The sequence below is a fragment of the Microbacterium sp. LMI12-1-1.1 genome (genome assembly GCF_040676455.1).
In the GTDB taxonomy this organism is placed as follows: Bacteria; Actinomycetota; Actinomycetes; order Actinomycetales; family Microbacteriaceae; genus Microbacterium.
This window is the reverse complement of sequence record NZ_JBEGIA010000001.1, coordinates 1060307-1078015: the sequence shown is the minus strand read 5'-3', so window position 1 is coordinate 1078015 and position 17709 is coordinate 1060307. Positions and strand designations below refer to the sequence as shown.

Genomic DNA, 17709 nt, shown 5'->3' with positions numbered 1-17709 from the left:
CGCGGTGGACGATACCGCTCGAAAGCTGCTTGCAGCCGCGCTGCGCTACGCGGCGGCCCGGCTCGCCACCCTCGACACGGCGCAGAAGCTCGCGGAACTGGTCGAGAAGCCGCTCGCGGATGCGGTGCAGGTGCAGGGCCATCTGACCACTGCCGGCACGCAGCTCGCCACCGCGGTCACGGCGCTGGACGCCGGTGACCTGGCGAATGGGACGCGGCACCTGTGGGATGCGCTGGGCGAAGTCGACGCGGCCGCGACCATTCTCGGGGTGAAGCTCGATGTGGTCGCGCAGAAGGCGATCGAAGAGGCCCCGCCGCGAGCGCTCCTCCAGGGCCTCGGCCTGCGCTCGCCCGTCGCCGCCATGAAGGCCGACGACAACGGCTCACCGCTCCTCGAGGTGACCTGGAAGGGAACCAGCGCATCGGCTCCGCCGTTCCAGGTCGACGCGGTCGAGCTCACGGTGCGGTTCGGTGCGCCGGGCCTCAGCATGACCGTCGCGGGCAGCGGTGCGAGCATCGATCTCGGCCGCGGCACCGACGGACTCATCCGCAAGCTCATCGGCGCTGCAGGGTCGGCATCGACCGACCTCGCTTTCACCGTCGACGCGCGCGGCGTCACGACGCGGGGCGCCGTGGGGCCGATCGCACTGCCCGCCCGGCTCGATGCGCAGGTGGTCGAGCTGCAGGGACTCGATCTGGCGCTGAATGCCGAGGGCGGCGACCTGCGTATCGATCTCCGCAGTCGGCTGCTCACCGAGCTGCTGGGCGTCCTCAAAGCCCGAGTCGACGGCGCCGGACTCCGGCTGCCCATCGACCCCGCCCGCATCCTCGCCGGCCAGCAGCCGTTCGGCGACCCGTCATTCCTCGTGCCCGAGGCGATCGGCATCTCGCTCGACGCCGGACCGGTCTCCGGCGGCGGCTATCTCAGAGTGGTTCAGGGCGGGTTCGGGGGCGCGCTCGCCCTCACGATCGGACCCGTCAAGGTCGATGCCTTCGGGCTCTTCCGCGAAGTCGACGGCGCGATGTCGTTCGTCGTCGTCATGTCGATGCGGTTCCCGGTGCCGATCGAACTGGGGCTCCTCTTCACGCTGAACGCGGTGGGCGGCATCGTGGGCCTCGGGGTCGACGTGATGCCCGACGCGATCGCCGCCGGCATCAAGGACGGCGTGCTGGAGCAGCTCATGTTCCCGCCCGACGTCGTCGCCGCTGCCCCGACGATCCTTCAGACGCTGGGCCGGGTGTTTCCGGCGAAGGCCGGAAGCTTCGTCGTCGGTCCCATGGTGCAGCTCGCGTGGGGTCGCCCGATCAGCCTCTTCACGCTCGACGTGGGGGTCGTGCTCGCCGTCCCCGACCCGGTGATCGTGATCGTCGGCCTTGCCAGGGCGGCGCTCCCCACCGAAGAGGCCCCGATCATCGACTTGCGCGCGGGGGTGATGGCGCAGTTCGGCCGCGGAAAGGTGCTGCTGCGTGCCGAGCTCTACAACTCGCGCATCGCACTGTTCTCCGTCTACGGCAGCCTCGGACTGCTCATCCGGTTCGACGACCCCGGCGTCTACCTCAGCGCCGGCGGGTTCCACCCGAAGTTCACGGCGATCCCCGGGGAGCTCACCGGGATGCGGCGCATCGGCGCAGAGATGTCTCCGCCCGTCGGCCTGCAACTCCGGCTGGAGGGCTACGTCGCCGTCACGCCGAACACGGTGCAGTTCGGCGGATCGATCGAGATCGGCTACTCCGTGGCGGTCGCCGCCGTGCGGGGGAGCCTCACCCTGGACGCCCTCATCCAGCTCGACCCGTTCGGGTTCGAGGTCGCGATCAGCGCCGGCGTGCACGTGGAGGCCTTCGGCATCGCGCTCCTCGGCGTGCAGCTGTCCGGTCGCCTGACCGGCCCGAGCCCCTGGACCATCGAGGGGCGCGGGCGCTTCTCGCTGCCGTGGCCGCTGCCCGACCCGAGCATCGACGTCGGACCCATCACCTTCGGCCCCTCGCGCCCGGCGTCACCCGCGCTCGAGGCCGTCGCGCCGCTCGCCAAGGTCGCGGAGGCCCTCAACCTTCCCGAGGCGTGGCAGCGCGCGGAACGCGCGGGTCAGTACGTGCCGGTCCGCATGACACCCGTCCCTGGTGTGCCCGCGGGTGGCGGCGACAGCCCCACTGTCGTCGCGCCGTGGGAGCTCGTCCGGTGCTCACAGCGGCGCTTCCCGTGGCAGATGACCATCGAACGCGTCGGAGCAGCGCCCGTCGCCCCCGCCGAATGCCGGCTCGCCGTCCCCGGCGGCGTCCGTGTCGGTGCTGTCGGCGGAGCGCCCGGCGCCGCCGTCGATTCCTCTTCGGTGACGGAGTCGTTCGCGATCGGCCAGCTCCTCCAGCTCTCGGCGGACGAGCAGCTCGGCGCACCCGACTTCGAGGACCGCCAAGGCGGGCTCACCATCGACCTCTCCACGGCGGAGACGGATGCCGCAGCCCTCCTGCCATTCGCGCACTCCGTCGAGCTCGAATACGAGGACTCCTGGCCCGGCCGGCCCGAGGAACCCATCGAGCCCATGCGCCTGCTCATCTCGGATGCGATGCTCCGGCTCCTACTGGACGCGGGTCCCGCCGGCAGCTCGGCTCTGCGCAGCGCGGAGGACTGGCGCCCCCAGCTGGCCGAGCGACGCATCGAGGTGCGCCCGGTGTCGGAGGTGCGCGTGACGGATGTCGCCTCCGGCGCCCTGCGCGCGGACTTCGCGCCCTGGAGCGATGCGCTCTTCAGCGCCCGGGGTGTCCAGGGCGGACTCGCCGCGATGACGAGGGTGGGTGCGTGATGGGCATGGTCGACGTCGCGGCACGGCTTCAGGCCGTGATCGCCGAACCTGCGCACGGCGAGAGCTTCACCTTCGTGCCCTACTTCCGCACCGGCGCCGCAGCCGGCATCCGTCATCCGCAGTTCTCCACCGATGCCTCGGCGACCGCGCGCATCGACGTGTCGTTCGACCTGTCCGACGGACACGGCGGCCTCGCACGGGTGCAGCAGGCGGTTGAGGTGCGCGGTCCCGGGGCCGTGCTCGGCATCGACCCGGCGCAGATCATCCGGCGCTACCCGGCACCCGGCACGGCGGATGCGACGACGGGCGACCTCGCCCACATCGAATTCGACCAGCCCGACCTTCCCTGGCTGTTCACACCGACCGCACCGAGCGGAGACGGCAGGCTCCCGCCGTGGCTGCGGCTGGTCGTCGTGCCGGCCGAGAACGCCTTACGCAAGCCGCCGCTGCGGCCGGAGCTGCCGGAGACCTTCGAACTGAGGATCGGTGACCTTCCGCGGCCCGACGAGGCATGGGGATGGGCGCACGCGCAGGTGCTCGGAACACACAGGACGGATGCCGGACTCCTCGCCCGCAGCCTCGGTTCGGGGTCGCCACGGCTGAATCTGTCGCGACTGCTCGCACCGCGCCGGCTGGCACCCGACCGGCAGTGGCGTGCGATCGTGGTGCCGACCTTCCAGGCGGGAGTCGACGCGGCTCTCGGGCGTGCTCCCACGGCCACGCTGGCCTGGTCGTGGAGTCCTGCGGCGGGGCCGGACTCGAAGGTCATTCTTCCGGGGTACGACACGTGGGAGTTCGCGACCGCGGGGCTGCTCGGATTCGAAGAGCTCGCCGAACGGATCGAGGGCGTCCCCACTCCCGAAGGTCTCGGCCGGCGGCTCGTCGACACCTCCGATGCCGGGATGGGAGTCACCGGCGCCGTCGGTCCGCGCGACGTCTTCGGAGCGCTCGTGGCGCCCGGTGCAGAGACGGCACCGGCGCCCGGCGACCCTGGGCAGCTGACCGCCGCCTCAGAGGACAGGCTGCGCGACCTCGTCGACGCGCCCGCCTCGACCGACGCCGATCCGGAGGTCGGTCCTCCGCTCTACGGGGGAGCGCACATGCTCGCGACGGCGCTGCCTGCTGAGGGAGAGAACCCGCCCTGGCTCGCCGAGTTGAATCTCGACCCGGCCGAGCGGATCGCGGCCGGGCTCGGGACATCCGTGGTCCGGATGGACCAGGAGCCGCTGATGGCCGGTGCATGGTCGCAGCTGCAGAATGTGCTCGAGGCCAACCGCGTGCTGAACCGCGCCCGGTTCGCGGAACTGGCGTCGACCGCGCTGCACCGCCGCACGATCGCGCGCATGAGCGCCGGCGACACGCTCGGCGTGACGCAGCGCGCCCTGGCCCACATTCCGGTCGGCGACGAGCTCACCGCGCGCGGCGCCGTTTCGGCCAGTGCTCTGCCGTTCGCGGCTGCGGGCGCCACCTTGCGACGGATCGCCCGGCCCTTCGGGCGCGTCGCGCGGTTCACGGCGGCGGACGAGAGGACGCTCGCGGCGACCGCGCTCCTCGCGGACGACGATGGCAACGGGGCCGATTGGGTGCTTCCCGTACCCGGACCCGGCGTGTTGACCCATACCGAGCCCATGCGTCTGCTCGAACAAGGAGAGGGGCTCGAGGACGTCTTCCACGTCGACGGCGAGCGCGAGGCGGCAGCGATCCTTGCGGACCTGCTGGACGCCCTTCCGCTCCCGGAGGAGATCGACGCCTGGCAGCGTGACTCGGCGCTCGCCGGTCGGCTCGACGATGCGGCCGCCGACGTGGCCCTCGCGTGGGGGATCGCGCGCAGTCGCCAGGAGTGGGAGTTGCCGATGGCCTGCGTGGCGCGGTTCCCGGCGAGCGGTCTGCCGCCGGAACCGGGGCATCGCTCCTTCGCTCAAGACGAGTTGCGAGCCTGGGTCTTCGATCCGATCGGTGAGGAGGTCCGGCGGATCTGCGAGGGAGAGGGGATCGAGGGCGTCGCGCTCGACTGGGAGGAGTTCGGGCCCGACGAAGGAGAGATCCGCCCGCTGTTCGAGGGGCCGAGCGGCGTCGTCCTCGAGACGTTCAACGAGGCGGTGGTTCGCGACCCCGAGCCCGTCGAGGCGCCGCGCCCGAGGCTCGACCTGACGGTGCTGGATCTGTCGGGGCGGCTGCTGCCCGCTCTCACGGTGCCGCGACGACTGCGCACGCGCCTCCCGGGTCTGGCGGAGATGTTCGGGCGCGCTCCCGACGACCTCGACACCGTGATGGCGGCGCCGGAGTTCCGCCGGCCGCTCATCGAGGCGCTCAACCGGTACGACCAGGAGTGGATCATGCCGGGGGTGGCGGCCATCCAGCCCCACGACATGGTGACGGCGATGGAGACCAACGGACGCTTCGTGTCCTCGTTCCTCATCGGCGCCAACCACGAGTTCGCGCGGGAGCTGGTCTGGCGCGAGTACCCCACAGACGGCCGCGCGTCGAGCTTGCGACGCTTCTGGACGACGGAGCCTGACATCGCGCCGATCCACACCCTCCGCGGACCGGCAGGGCTCGGGGCTCTGGCCGATCCGGAACGAGCCGGCAAGCTCGTGTTCGTCGTGCGCGGCGAGCTCATCCGGCGCTTCCCCCATGTGATCGCGACGGTCGTCCGTTCGACCGCGCCGGACTACCCCGTGAAGTACGCGGCGCAGCCGGTGGAGCCGATCTTCCGCATCCCGCTGACGCCGGACCTGCTTCTCGCCGGATTCGACCTCACCGATGAGGTCGCGAAGGCGCAGGACCCCACAACCGATCCGGTCCATCCCGCGTCGGGTGCCAACTGGTTCACGCTGGCCGAGCACATCGGCGCTCCGCGCTTCGGGCTCGACATCAATGAGCCGGAGGACCCGATCGAACCTCAGCCGGTTCGGGACGAGCTGACGTGGGAGCACTGGAAGAAGGAGGGCGAGCATCTCAACGCGTTCGTCCCCAGGATCTGGCCGCCGCGACCGCCGGGCAACCCGCCGGGCGTGCCCGAACCTGAGGGGACTTACACGAGCGCTCGTATCGCGTGGGCGCTCTTCCAGAAACCGGCGCGGGTCGGCTGGCGCGTGCAGGAACTCATCGGCGAGGGATGACGCATGGACATGGACCCATGGCTCGACGCCGCTTCCGAGCTCCCGCTGCTGCTCGTGCCGGTCCGCGTCGAGACGAAGTCGTATTGGCGCGACGCGCCGGGGGGCGACGTCGACCTCCGCGTGCGGATCTGGCCTGACGACATCGCGACCGATCCCGCCGGGGCGCTGCGCCTGCTGCCCGACGCGTTCCGTGTCATCGTCACGCAGGATGGGATCGAGTCCATCGCCGAGGGCGCGCCGATCGATTCGGCGGCGCTCGGCATCCCACTCGGGAAGATCGATCAGCCGCCCGCTGAAGGTGAGACCGACGCCTTCGACGAGGGCATCGCGTCGCTGCGATCGCTCGCCGAAGGGACGGGCGGAACCGCCATCTGGCTGCGCGACTACGAGGCCGCGGTCGGCGCGGGCCTGGCGATCACCGTGCCGCTGAGCGCGGGAACAGCCACGATTCAGCGCCTGGTGGTCATCGGCTTGCGCCGATCCGACCCACTCGATCCGGCCGCCGCGGCACGTGAGGTGCTCGCCGCTCTGCAGGCCCACCCCGACCGCGCCCTCGTCGCGGCGGGCACACCCACGAACAACACGGATGCCGCTCGCTCCGGCTGGGGAACCGCCACCGCGGGCGACGCAGGCCTGACGACCGGCGACGGTGCGGGCACGCTCGCCCGAGCCCTCGGCCTCGAAGCGGGAAGCTTCGCGGACTGGCCCGGCGCGACCGCCGTGGACGCCCGGGCCTCCTGGATGGCCGATGCGCTGTGGCCCGTGACATGGGGTCCGTGGCTGAGCCGGGCCATCCGCCCGCGGGCGATCGGCCCGTTCGATCGCCTCGACGTGGCCGACCACGTGCGGACGTTCGTGCGGCCCGCGGGACCGTACCCGGCGGTGCGGGTCGGACGCCAGCCCTACGGCATCCTGCCCGTGACGCTCACGAGTGCCCTCGCGTCCGGCGTCCGGGGGCACGCGCTGGTGCAACGGGCGGTACGCGCCGCGTGGCCGATGTGGGCGACTGCGCAGCCCCGCACGGTGCGGGTCGGTGATCTCGCGGAGACGCTCCCGTGGATCCTGGGGCTCGCGCCGGCGAGCCGGAACGTGCGCGTGCGACGGATGCTGCCCACCAGCGGCCCGCTGGGCGCGGCGCTCTCGGCCGGTCGCTTCGCCGCCGACGAGGCCGACCGTGATGACGTCACGCGCAAGCTCGAGGACGGCATGGGCCTCAGGCCGTTCACGCTGCAGCGCGTGCCGCATCTCGGAGGTCCTCGGATGCTCGCTCTGCCGCTCGTCGCCGACGACGACGTGCCCGCGATCGAGGCTCTCGCGCAATCTCCCGACGCCGTGTGCGAGGGAAGCGTCCTTCAGCTGCTGCTGAGCTCGGCGTGGGCGGCAGCCGAAGCCGATGCGCGATTCCAGCTGCGACAGCTGCTCGACTCCGTCGGGCACGGCGAGCCCGGTGAGCTCGCTCCGGCGCTGCGCGAGACGCTGGAGCCCCTCCGGGAGCTCGTCGCGGATCAGGGCGCGTTCGACGAGCTGCTCGACGCGATCTTCGATCCCGCCCTCTTCGACGTTCCCGCGGCCCTGGATGCCGACAGCGGCGCTCGGGTGATCGATCTGTTGAGGTCTCGCCTCGGGGAGCTCGCGACGAGCCTTGCCGCCCGCACGAGGGTGACCGCGCGGTTGCGCGGCGTCCGGCAACGGTTCGGGGCGTACACGCGGGCGCTGCGTGCGCTCGCGCAGCTGGTCGAGTACGTCGTCGCCCTCGCGTTCGCCGGCCGCACCCGCGACGGCCTCCGCAACCTCGCGATGGTCGACGACTCGCAGGTGCGCGAGCAGCTGCTCGCGGGCGCCCTGGATGCCGCCTCCCACCGCCTCGACGCGTGGGTGACGTCGCTGGCGACCCGGCGCCTCTCCGAGGTGCGTCAGGGCGCGCCCGACGGTGTGACGATCGGCGCGTTCGCATGGCTCGAAGACATCGCGCTGACGCCCCGCGCCGCCGACGACGTCGCCGCCGCCAGCGGGGTCGGCTGGATTCAGGCCCCCACCACGGCGCATGCCGCGGCGGCCGCCGTGCTGCGTGGTGCCCGGCTGACGCATGCCCCGATGGACGGGCCGGATTCGCCGCTCGAGCTCGACGTCAGCAGCACCCGCATGCGGCAGGCCGTCGACATCGTGCGCGGCATGCGCGCCGGGCAGGACCTGGGTGCGCTCCTGGGCTACCGCTTCGAACGCCGGCTGCATGAGACGGATGCCTCCCTCAACAGGTTCCTCCTGGTTCTCCGCGCGTTCGCGCCGCTGGTCGTCGGGCGCGAGACGCCGGCGGACGGTGCGACGCCGATGTCGCACACCGGCGCGGTCGTCGACGGGCTGGGGCTGCTGAAGAGGCTGGATGATCCCGCACGTCGTCGGGAGATCCTCGAGCCCGTGCTCACCGCGCCACAGACGTACGAGGGCTGGCGCGCGCCGACGCTCCGAGCTCCGGGCGCACCGGGAGTCGACGATCTCGACAAGGTCGTGGCGTGCGTCGACCGTCTCGACCAGCTCGCCGACGCGGTGTCGGACCTGCTGCTCGCCGAGGGCGTCCACCAGCTCGTCTCGGGCAACCCCGCGCGCGCCGCCGCCGCCATGAATGCGGTCTCCGGTGACACGATCCCGGAAGAGCCCCAGATCCCCTTCGCCGCGCCGGAACAGGACGGCGCGACGTACCGCCTGGCGGTCGTCGGCGGGGCGACCAGGGTGGCGGACGACGACGACAGTGGCTGGGTGTCCGGAATCCGCAGCGGCGCGCATCCCTTCCTCGAGCTCTGGTGCCGAGGCGTCCTCGGACCGGCCACCCGGATCGCGATCTCTGTCACCGGACCCGCAGCGCAGCGGACGCTCGCCCGAGCCCGGGTGTCCGCCCTCGAGTTCGTCATGGCCTCCGACGGCAGCCTGCAAGGGCTCGAGCGGTTCTGGGCGCGATGCCGTCGGGGCTCCGCAGGACTGCCGGAGAAGCCGCTGACCGTCCGGCCGGCGGGGCCGGCCGCATCCCGCATCACGATCGCGGAGGCCTGGCAACTGGCCGCCGCCGCCCGCGCCGTGCTGTCGTCGGCCCGCGGCCTGGCACCCGACGACCTGGTGGGCAACGGCTCGGCCGACCCCCGGCACGTCGTCGACGGCGCCGACCTCGGTGCCCGGCTGGAGACGGCCCGCCGGGGCATCGAGGGCATCGCCGACGTTCCGCCGGGTGCGAGCACCTCCGCACTGCTGCGGCGCGCTGACGAACTCGCCGCGATCGGCATCGGCGACGATGTGGATGCGGCCACGATCGATCCGGAGCTGCTGGCCGGCTACGTGGGAGGCCTCGCCGCGGTCGCCCAGGGTCGTCTCGCGGCGGCGGATGCCGCCGGCGCCGGCGCGGGCGCTGCGCTGGGCGACATCGTGGGGCGCCTGCCGGTCGTCCAGGTTCTCGATCCCCCCGCCGCCCCCGATGCCCCGGCGATCGTGGCCGCGCTGCGTCCGGCGGCGACGGACGCAGCGGTCGTCCGCCGCTGGCTCGCCCGCATGTCGACGGTGCGGCCGCCGGTCGCCGCATGGGCGACGCTCGCCGCCCTGCGACGCGCGTCCGGGAGCCCCGCAGCACTGCGCATCGCGCTGTTCGGCGCCCAGCACTGGGCGGGGGATGCCGAACTTCCCGACCCGAATCATGCGGTGACCTCGGTCGTCGTCGAGTTGCTCGGACCGACCTCGCCGCCGCGGGAATTCTCGCCGGGCGGCGCTCTTTCCGGCCTCGTCGTCGATCAGTGGGCCGAGAAGCGGCCGGCGCTGCGCCGCATGGAGGACGACACGCGTACCGCGCTCGTGACGACAGGTCTGGCCGTGCACGCGCAGGCGCCGTCGGCACGAGCGCCCCAAGCGCTCCTGCTCGCCGTTCCGCCGGATGAGCAGGGGTGGTCGCAGGCGCGGTTGCTGGACCTGCTCGACGAGGTCAGCAGTCTCATGCGAATGCGCGTCGCGACCCCGGCGGACATCGCCGGGATGGGGGAGATCCTGCCGGCGATCAGCATCGACCACTGGTCCCGGGTCGACGCGCACACGGTCGATCCGAGGGCCCTGCTCGCTGTCGCGCTCTCGGTTCCGGCCTTCCTGAAGAACGAATGAGACCCGTGCCAAGGGGAGGAGTGTGACATGGCGAGTGTGTTCCGGCCCGCGACGGCCGTCAGCGCGGTGACGGGCATCGTGCCCTTCGCGACCCGGATCGAGCCGAACCCGGTCAGCGGTGACCCCGAGGTCGGCCTCATGGCTCAGGTCTGGGATCCGCTGTGGATGCTGGGCCGGCAATGGCAGTTCGGCGAGTTCGCCGGCGAAGACACCGGGACCCCGCTGGCGGTGACAGTCTCAGCCGAGTTCGATCCGATCACAGCCTGGCACCCGGGACCGCTTCCCGAAGAAGGGGAATCCCGCGATTGGCAGGCATGGCGCGCCGGCGACCTGCTCGAGCCGCACGTCGAGGCCGAGGCATCCGATCCTCCACCCGATGGCTCGGGGCACACGCGGTTCGCGGTGGTTGCGGCGTGGGCGCTGCAGGACGTCCTCGCCGAGCTCGGCGAGGCCACCGCAGTCGCGAGGATCGTGCAGCGGTTCCCCGTGACGACCGTCGGCGACGACGCGAGCGACTGGGCGCAGACGCAGCGCATGCTCGTGGGTCGCACCTTCGATGCCCAAGCGTTCGCCACGGCGATCGCGCGGAGTCATCCGGCCTGGCTCACCGCCGCTCTCAGGCGCGAAGGCCGCGAGGCCGCGCGCGCCGCGATCGACGAGTGGCGCGCGTGGTTCGCCGAAGAGAGTGGAGCCGAAGCCGCCCCGTCCAGCTGGGTGGACCGACGCCTGGAGTACGGGTTCAGCGTGGCGACGACGGCGCAAGTGCTCAGCGCCCCCGAGTACGGCGGCGGCACTGTGGGCTGGTCGAGCTTCGATCTGCTCCCACGAGAGAACGCACCGGATGCCGCGGGCCACGCGCCCGAGCCGATCACCCGCAACGTGCTCGCGTCACGCCTCGAGTTCCCGGGATCGCCCGTCTCGAGATTCTGGGAGTTCGAGGATGCGGCGGTGTCGCTCGGCGCCGTCTACGCCGACCCGGACGAGCTCGCTCGCGTGCTCGTCGTCGAAGCCGCGATCGTCACTGGCGACGACTGGCTCGTGCTGCCCGTCGACACGCCGCCCGGCGGTGTGCTGCGCATGCACGGTGTGCGGTGGGTCGACACCTTCGGATCTCTGTGGGAACTCACCGAGCAGCCGACCCCGGTGCCCGCCGGCGCCGCCGCCGCGCCGTGGCGGATGTTCACGACGACGGAGGCCGCCCCCGAACCTGGCGCGCCCCGCGGCGAGCTCGAAGGGCTGTTCGTGCCGCCCGCGGCCGCGGCGGTGTTCGAGGGTCCGCCGATCGAGGACGTGCGCTTCCTGCGCGACGAGACCGCGAACCTCGTTTGGGCCATCGAGCAGACCGTGCCGGCGGTGTCGGGCGATCCCGCCCCCGTGAAGGCGGGGGCGATGCCGCCTCCGCGCCCGATCAACCCCGGCGACGCGCCGGCCGAGAAGGTGCTGGGATACGAGCTGCAGACCTTCGTGCCCGACAACTGGCACCCCTACGTCGCCCAGGTCAGCGAGGATGGCGTCCTGCTGCGCCGCGCCCGCATGGCGGACGCCGTGGATGGTGCGGCGAAGGGCCGGCTCCTCGCCGAGGACGCGCAGGAAGTGCTCATCGCGGCGGAGGTTCCGCGGCAGGGAGTCCGCATCCAGCGGATCCCGCGTGCCGCGCGGAGGGCGGACGGCACCTGGAGCGTCTGGATCGGCCGCCTGGTCACCCCCGCCTTCGGCGAGGGTGAGAGCGGCCTGCAGTTCGACCGCACCAGGCGCCCGACGGGCTGACCGGCTCCTGAGCCATGATCGCGCTCTCGTCTCAGGCTGGCGCGGGTGATCGTCGATGACGGCCGGCCACCAGGGCGAGCGTCGAAGAGGGCCGCGCTTCAGGCAGGATTCAGCAGGCGAGGGCCAGACTGGGGCCGATGCGGATTCTCGTGGTGGATGATGAGGTGCGCCTCGCCGACGGCATCCGTCGCGGACTCGAGGCGGAGGGGTTCGGGGTGGACGTCGCCCACAACGGCGTGGACGGACTGTGGCGTGCCAGGGAGACCGCGTACGACGCCATCGTGCTCGACCTGATGATGCCGGGCATGAGCGGATGGAGGGTCTGCGAGGCGCTGCGGGCGGAGGAGAACTGGACGCCGGTCCTCATGCTCACCGCAAAGGACGGCGAGTGGGACCAGATCGAGGCGCTCGAGACCGGCGCCGACGACTACGTGACCAAGCCCTTCTCGTTCGCCGTGCTCGTCGCCCGCCTGCGTGCGCTGATCCGCCGGGGCGGTGTCGAGCGGCCGACGGTGCTCGAGGCGGGCGATCTTCGGCTCGACCCCGGTGCCCGCACTGTGCGGCGCGGCGATACCGATGTCGAGCTCACGTCGCGGGAGTTCTCCGTGCTCGAGCACCTCATGCGTCACCGCGGGCAGGTGATCTCCAAGCGCGACCTCATCGCCGGCGTCTGGAACGACGACTTCGAGGGCGACCCGAACATCGTCGAGGTCTACGTCGGTCACCTGCGGCGCAAGGTCGACCGGCCGTTCGGCCGAGCAGCGATCGAGACCATCCGCGGCGCGGGCTACCGTCTGGCGGCCGACGGTGGCTGAGCGGCGTCGCCGTTCGCTGCGGACCCGCATCACCGCGGCCTCGACGCTGGTCGTCGCCGCCGCGCTGGTGGGAGGGGCGCTGGCGTTCTACGGCATCCTGTCCGTCAGCATCCGTGAGGCCACCGTGCGTGCTGCCGAGACGCGCGCCGAGCAGCTCGCGGCCCGGATCGACGCCGAAGGGCCGGCCGTGGTGACCGGGTTGGACGACGACATCGCGCAGGTGCTCGACGAGGGCGGGCGTGTCGTCGCCACGTCGGAGGAAGCCGACAGCGGCGACCTGCCCGACATCGACGGAGCCCCCGCGATCACGTACGACGACGAACCGATGGTCGTCGTGCGGGAAGACCTCGACGACGGCGGCGCGCTGCTCCTGGCCGTGTCTGTGGAGGACGATCAGAGCACCCTCGCCACGGTCGCGGTGCTGCTCGTCGTCGCCGTCGCCGGGGTCGTCGCGCTGGTCGCCGCGATCACGTGGTGGGTGGTCGGGCGTGCTCTCCGCCCAGTGGAGCGCATCCGCCTAGAGGTCGATGACATCTCCGCCGATCGCCTCGACCGGCGCGTCGCCGTGCCGGCCTCGGGCGACGAGATCGCCGCGCTCGCCGGCACGATGAATCGAATGCTGGATCGGTTGGATGCCGCAGCCGCTGCGCAGCGCCGGTTCGTATCCGATGCCTCGCACGAGCTGCGATCCCCGCTCGCGACGATCCGCCAGCACGCAGAGCTGGCGCAGCTGCACCCGGAAGCGACATCGATCGACGATCTTGCCGGGGTGGTCCACGACGAAGGACTGCGGATGCAGGATCTCGTCGACGCGCTCCTGCTGCTGACGCGGCTCGACGAGAGTCCCGCGATCCAACACGAGGCCGTCGACCTCGACGACCTCGCCTTCGCGGAGATCACACGGCTCCGCGCCGGGGGTGCGGTGGTCGATGGGTCCGGCATCCATGCCGCACGGGTGCGCGGTGACGTCCGCTTGCTGGGCCGGCTCGTGCGCAATCTCGCCGACAACGCGGCGCGGCACGCACGGTCGGCTGTCGCGATCGGGGTGCTCGAACGTGACGGGCAGGTGCTGCTGACAGTCGATGACGACGGCCCGGGCGTTCCGGCGGCGGAGCGCGAGCGCATCTTCGAGCGCTTCGTGCGCCTCGACGAGGCACGTGCACGCGACGCCGGAGGCAGTGGGCTGGGCCTTGCGATCGTCCGTGCGATCGCGGAGGCCGAGGGCGGCAGCGTGGGCGTCGAGGACTCTCAGCTGGGCGGCGCGCGGTTCTCGGTCGTGCTTCCCGCGGCATCCTGAACACGGCTTCAGGATGCTTCAGGCCTGCTTCAGCGACCGGTCGGCACCATCGGAGCATGGATGAAAAGAACAGCACCCCCGAGACTTCCCCCGCCCGCCCCGCCGACGCCGAGCAGACCGAGGTGGTCGCCGCGACTCCCGCCCCGGGCGGGCGAGCCGACGCGGGCGCGCCCGCGGCCGGTCCCGCACCGAAGCGCCGCCGTACCCGCGGTCTGCTGATCGCCGGAGGCGCAGTGCTCGCGGCGGCCGTCCTCGCCGGGGGCGGCATCGCGGTCGGCGCGGCGATCGCGGACGAAGTCGACGATGACGACACCACGTCGTCGGTGTCGGGCGAGCGGGATGAGGACTCCCGTGACGACGACTCGCGCGACGACAGCACCGGCGACGACAGCACCAGCGGCGACAGCACCGGCGACGACAGCGCCGGCGGCGACCTGTCGACTCTCGGCACCTCCTCCGCCGACGACCTGGTTGCGATGATCGACGCCGCATCCGCCGCCGGCGAGGGCGAACCGGTGTCGATCGATCTGAAGCGGGATGGCGGCGCCGAGGTGACGCTCGAGACCGACGGTGGCGCCGAGACCGAGGTGCGCGTCGACGCATCGGGCGAGGCATCCGTCACGTCCACCGAGTCCGCCGACTCCGACGACACCGCGCCCCAGAACGTCCTCGACGCAGACGCGATCGCGGCGATCGTGGATGCGGCGCTCGCCGAGGCCGACGGGCGCGTCGTCGAGATCGAGGCCGACGACGACAGCACCTCGCCGTGGGACGTCACGGTTCTGACCGCCGCCGGCGAGGTCGTCGAGATCGACCTCGACGCCGAGTTCTCGGTGATCGCCGCCGGGGTCGAGAGCGACGACTGAGGCCGGCGCGCGGAACGGCGGCCACCTGACCACATCGGTCGGGCGGCCGCCGTTCGTCGTTCCGAGTCAGCTGCCGTCGCGCAGGTCGCCGAGGGTCGTCTGCGCGAAGCTCACTCGGTCGAACCACACGGCGCATCCGTCACCCGTCGGGCTCTGACCCTCGAACCCGAGCCGCACGTCGCCGATGTCGTCTCCGAGCGCGAATGCGCGGACGAAGTGCCACCAATCGCCGTCGGTGGAGGCGTGCAGCGCGAATACCCGCCCGATCCGCGAGACGCGGAGCCAGACCGCGTCGCCGTCGACGGTGAACGAGTTGGCGTCATCCGACACCCCGCGGGTGACGACCGACACCACCATCGCCTGTCCGGCCGGCGACCGCTCGAAGCACAGCTTCGCCCAGTGCCGCTCATCGGCCCAGATGAGGAGGACGGCGGCGTCGAACATCGCCCGGAAGTCCGCGCCCACGCGTGCCGAGAAGACGAAGTCGCCCGCGCCGGGAGCGCCGAGCAGTGTGACCGCGTTGAGCATCGTCTCGGCCGCGGTCCCGCTCTTGCCGCTCGGATCGACGAAGAGGTCACTGTGCGCGGGGGCGAGCACTTCCACCCGGTCGGGGGCGACGGTCCAGTCCGAGCCGTCCGAGGGCGTCAGCTCGAACGGGACGCCGGGAACGGCGAGGGATGTCGACATCGAAGTGCTCCTGTGTAGGGGTGGGGAATGGTCTGGTGAGGGAAACGACCGCCTGGCCGTCAGCCGATCATGAACACGTGAGTCGAACCTTCTCGAAATCCGAGCCCGGCGTAGAAACCGAACGCGGGCATCTCGCGGTCGGTGATCAGTGTGAGAGCCGCCGCACCTTCCGCAGCCGCTCGATCGCGGACGGCCGCCATGAGCGCGTGGCCGATTCCTTGGCGCTGCGACGCGGGAAAGACGAAGAACTCATCGATGAAGATCTCGGACGCGTCCTGCCACGTGCGGGCATGAAAGTACACGGCGCCGACCACGCGGTCCGCCGCGACGGCGACGAGGGTGGTTGAGCGCGGCATGGCTCGGAACTCCCCGAGGTACTGGGCGGCGGACTCGACAGTCCATGAGTCGTTCCATGGCTCGCCGTTGTACGTCGCGACGAAACCCTCCAATACCGAGATGTCATCGGTGGGTCTCCACGGTCGTACCGTGACGCTCGACGCCGTGTCCATGTCGCTCCGCATCTATCGATTCTCCGGTGGTGATCTCGACGCGTCGACCATACCCGTGGAGTCCTCCGAAGGGAGGCTGGAATGCGTCTGGCCGACGCACGGCTTCCGCGTGCACCACTTTCCCGGACCCACCCGCGGGCGGGCGCGACGGTATGGTGACGGCATCCGATTCTGCCCACCGGCGGACGAAGGGGGTCGCGGTGACGGAAGCGATCCGGTCACGAGACGGACGGCGGTCCGCCCAGCAGGCGGAACGCGGCGCGCTGTGGATCAGTATCTGGGCGACGGTGGTGATCGCGGTCGGTGCGCTCGTGCTCGGTGTTGTGACGGGAACCCGGATCATCGTGTTCGATGGGGCGTACATGAGCATCGGACTGGTGCTGTCCGTGGCATCGTTGCGGGCCGCGGCGATGGTAGGCGCGGGCCCGGACAGGCGGTACCCCTTCGGTCGGGACGCCCTCACGCCGATGGTGGTGACCATCCAGGGGCTCGCCATTGCGGGCACGTTGATCTACGCCGTGGGCGACGCCATCGTCCTCATCGGCTCGGGCGGGTCGCCGGTCGACCCGATCGTGATCGCCGGGTACGGGGCCGTCACCGCGCTGGCGGGCTTCGCGGTGGCGATTCTCCTCAGACGTCGGGCACCCGCATCGGACTTGGTGGCCGCCGAATGCGCCCAATGGCGCGCGGGAGCGGTGCTGAGTGCGGTGATGCTCGTTGGAGCCGTCATCGCTGCGGCCCTGGTCGCTGCCGGGCTGGAATCCGTCGCAGATTATGTGGATCCGGTCCTGGTTCTCGTCGCGTGCGTCGTACTGGCTTACATTCCCGTACAGCTGATCGCGGCAGGCGTGAATGAACTGCTCGAAGGCGCGCCATCGCGCGATCTGACCGAGCGAATCCACGAGGCCGTCGGCGTCGTGCGCGCGGACTTCGGCCTCGGTGAACCGCTGGTTCGGGCCGGCAAGGTGGGGCGCAAGCTCTACGTCGAGGTCGACTTCACCGTGGATGGGGCGGCTTGGGATGTCGCGGCGGAGGACGAGGTGCGGCGCGCGATCGAACGTGCGCTGAGCACTCTCGGGATGGATGTCTGGGCGTACGTCTCGCTGACGGCCGACCCGAGCCTGTACGAGTAGCGCCGGCGGCGGCGCGTGTGCGCCCGCTTCGTCAGCGAGCGTCGCGTTTCGCCTGCCGCCGCGCCCCCTGGGCCTGACTCGACGCGTCGCGCTTCGTGCCGCCCGTGGTCTTCTGGTGCTCCTTCATCCGTCCGGACGACACCCCTTCCGGGCTGGGGGCGATGGACTCCGGGCCCGACCACTTTCCGGCGCGAGCGCGCTCGAGACGCTCATCCTTGAGTGCTTCGGCCTCCTCGTGCGCGACACGCGCCAACTCCGCGCTGACGATGGCGAGCGCCTCCTCGAACACATACGCGCGGGCCCTTGCCTTGTCGGATCCGGCGGCCGCCGTGCCGCGCCCGCCCGCCATGGCGACCCGCTCGGCGGCACCGCGACGGTAGTTGGTGGTGTGCTTGTTGCGCGCACGACGAACCCGCTTATGCAGCGAGAGAAGACCGTCTTCATCCAGCCGAGAGATGCGGTCCGGCTCCAGTTCACGGATGAGGCCGAGCTCCTTGTCCTTGAGGACCCACAAGTACTGTTCCATGGGGTCATCCTGCACCAGCAGCCGCGAAATCGCCCGCGTTCGCGCCGAGATCGACGCCC

General features: G+C 71.6%; 11 protein-coding genes. 8 read left to right on the top strand and 3 right to left on the bottom strand.

The features are described 5' to 3' along the window. Nucleotides 1-4: 4 nt before the first annotated feature. From MRBLMI12_RS05230 to MRBLMI12_RS05200, 7 genes are all read left to right on the top strand, one after another. Nucleotides 5-2797, top strand: coding sequence for a DUF6603 domain-containing protein (locus MRBLMI12_RS05230; RefSeq protein ID WP_363354483.1), 2793 nt, complete (start codon nt 5-7; stop codon nt 2795-2797). Then, entirely contained in the window at nt 2794-5919 is a 3126-nt protein-coding gene (locus MRBLMI12_RS05225) for a hypothetical protein (protein ID WP_363354481.1), read from the top strand. Before MRBLMI12_RS05230 ends, MRBLMI12_RS05225 begins: the two co-directional genes overlap by 4 nt. 3 nt (nt 5920-5922) lie before the next feature. Then, the gene (locus MRBLMI12_RS05220; RefSeq protein WP_363354479.1) at nt 5923-10050 is read left to right on the top strand and encodes a hypothetical protein; all 4128 of its coding nucleotides are present in this window, start codon (nt 5923-5925) and stop codon (nt 10048-10050) included. Nucleotides 10051-10077: 27 nt separating this feature from the next. Then, nucleotides 10078-11817, top strand: coding sequence for a hypothetical protein (locus MRBLMI12_RS05215; protein ID WP_363354477.1), 1740 nt, complete (start codon nt 10078-10080; stop codon nt 11815-11817). Between the two features lie 137 nt (nt 11818-11954). Beyond that, entirely contained in the window at nt 11955-12632 is a 678-nt protein-coding gene (locus MRBLMI12_RS05210) for a response regulator transcription factor (RefSeq protein WP_363354475.1), read from the top strand. Continuing rightward, complete coding sequence (locus MRBLMI12_RS05205; protein WP_363354473.1) at nt 12625-13929, top strand: sensor histidine kinase; 1305 nt, start codon at nt 12625-12627, stop codon at nt 13927-13929. Before MRBLMI12_RS05210 ends, MRBLMI12_RS05205 begins: the two co-directional genes overlap by 8 nt. Nucleotides 13930-13985: 56 nt before the next feature. Further along, on the top strand, nt 13986-14795 hold the full coding sequence (locus MRBLMI12_RS05200) for a hypothetical protein (protein ID WP_363354471.1): 810 nt from the start codon (nt 13986-13988) through the stop codon (nt 14793-14795). Nucleotides 14796-14861: 66 nt separating this feature from the next. Here MRBLMI12_RS05200 and MRBLMI12_RS05195 read toward each other — a convergent pair whose 3' ends face one another. Beyond that, a complete protein-coding gene (locus tag MRBLMI12_RS05195) occupies nt 14862-15482 on the bottom strand; it encodes a DUF1349 domain-containing protein (RefSeq protein ID WP_363354469.1) in 621 nt (206 codons plus the stop codon). Nucleotides 15483-15541: 59 nt separating this feature from the next. Continuing rightward, a complete protein-coding gene (locus tag MRBLMI12_RS05190; RefSeq protein WP_363354467.1) occupies nt 15542-16003 on the bottom strand; it encodes a GNAT family N-acetyltransferase in 462 nt (153 codons plus the stop codon). A gap of 188 nt (nt 16004-16191) precedes the next feature. Here MRBLMI12_RS05190 and MRBLMI12_RS05185 point away from each other — a divergent pair, with 188 nt between their 5' ends. Further along, a complete protein-coding gene (locus MRBLMI12_RS05185) occupies nt 16192-17124 on the top strand; it encodes a cation transporter (protein WP_363354465.1) in 933 nt (310 codons plus the stop codon). Nucleotides 17125-17155: 31 nt separating this feature from the next. Here the strand turns inward: MRBLMI12_RS05185 and MRBLMI12_RS05180 are convergent, their stop codons facing one another. Next, the gene (locus MRBLMI12_RS05180; RefSeq protein WP_363354463.1) at nt 17156-17665 is read right to left on the bottom strand and encodes a hypothetical protein; all 510 of its coding nucleotides are present in this window, start codon (nt 17663-17665) and stop codon (nt 17156-17158) included. Between the last annotated feature and the right edge of the window lie 44 nt (nt 17666-17709).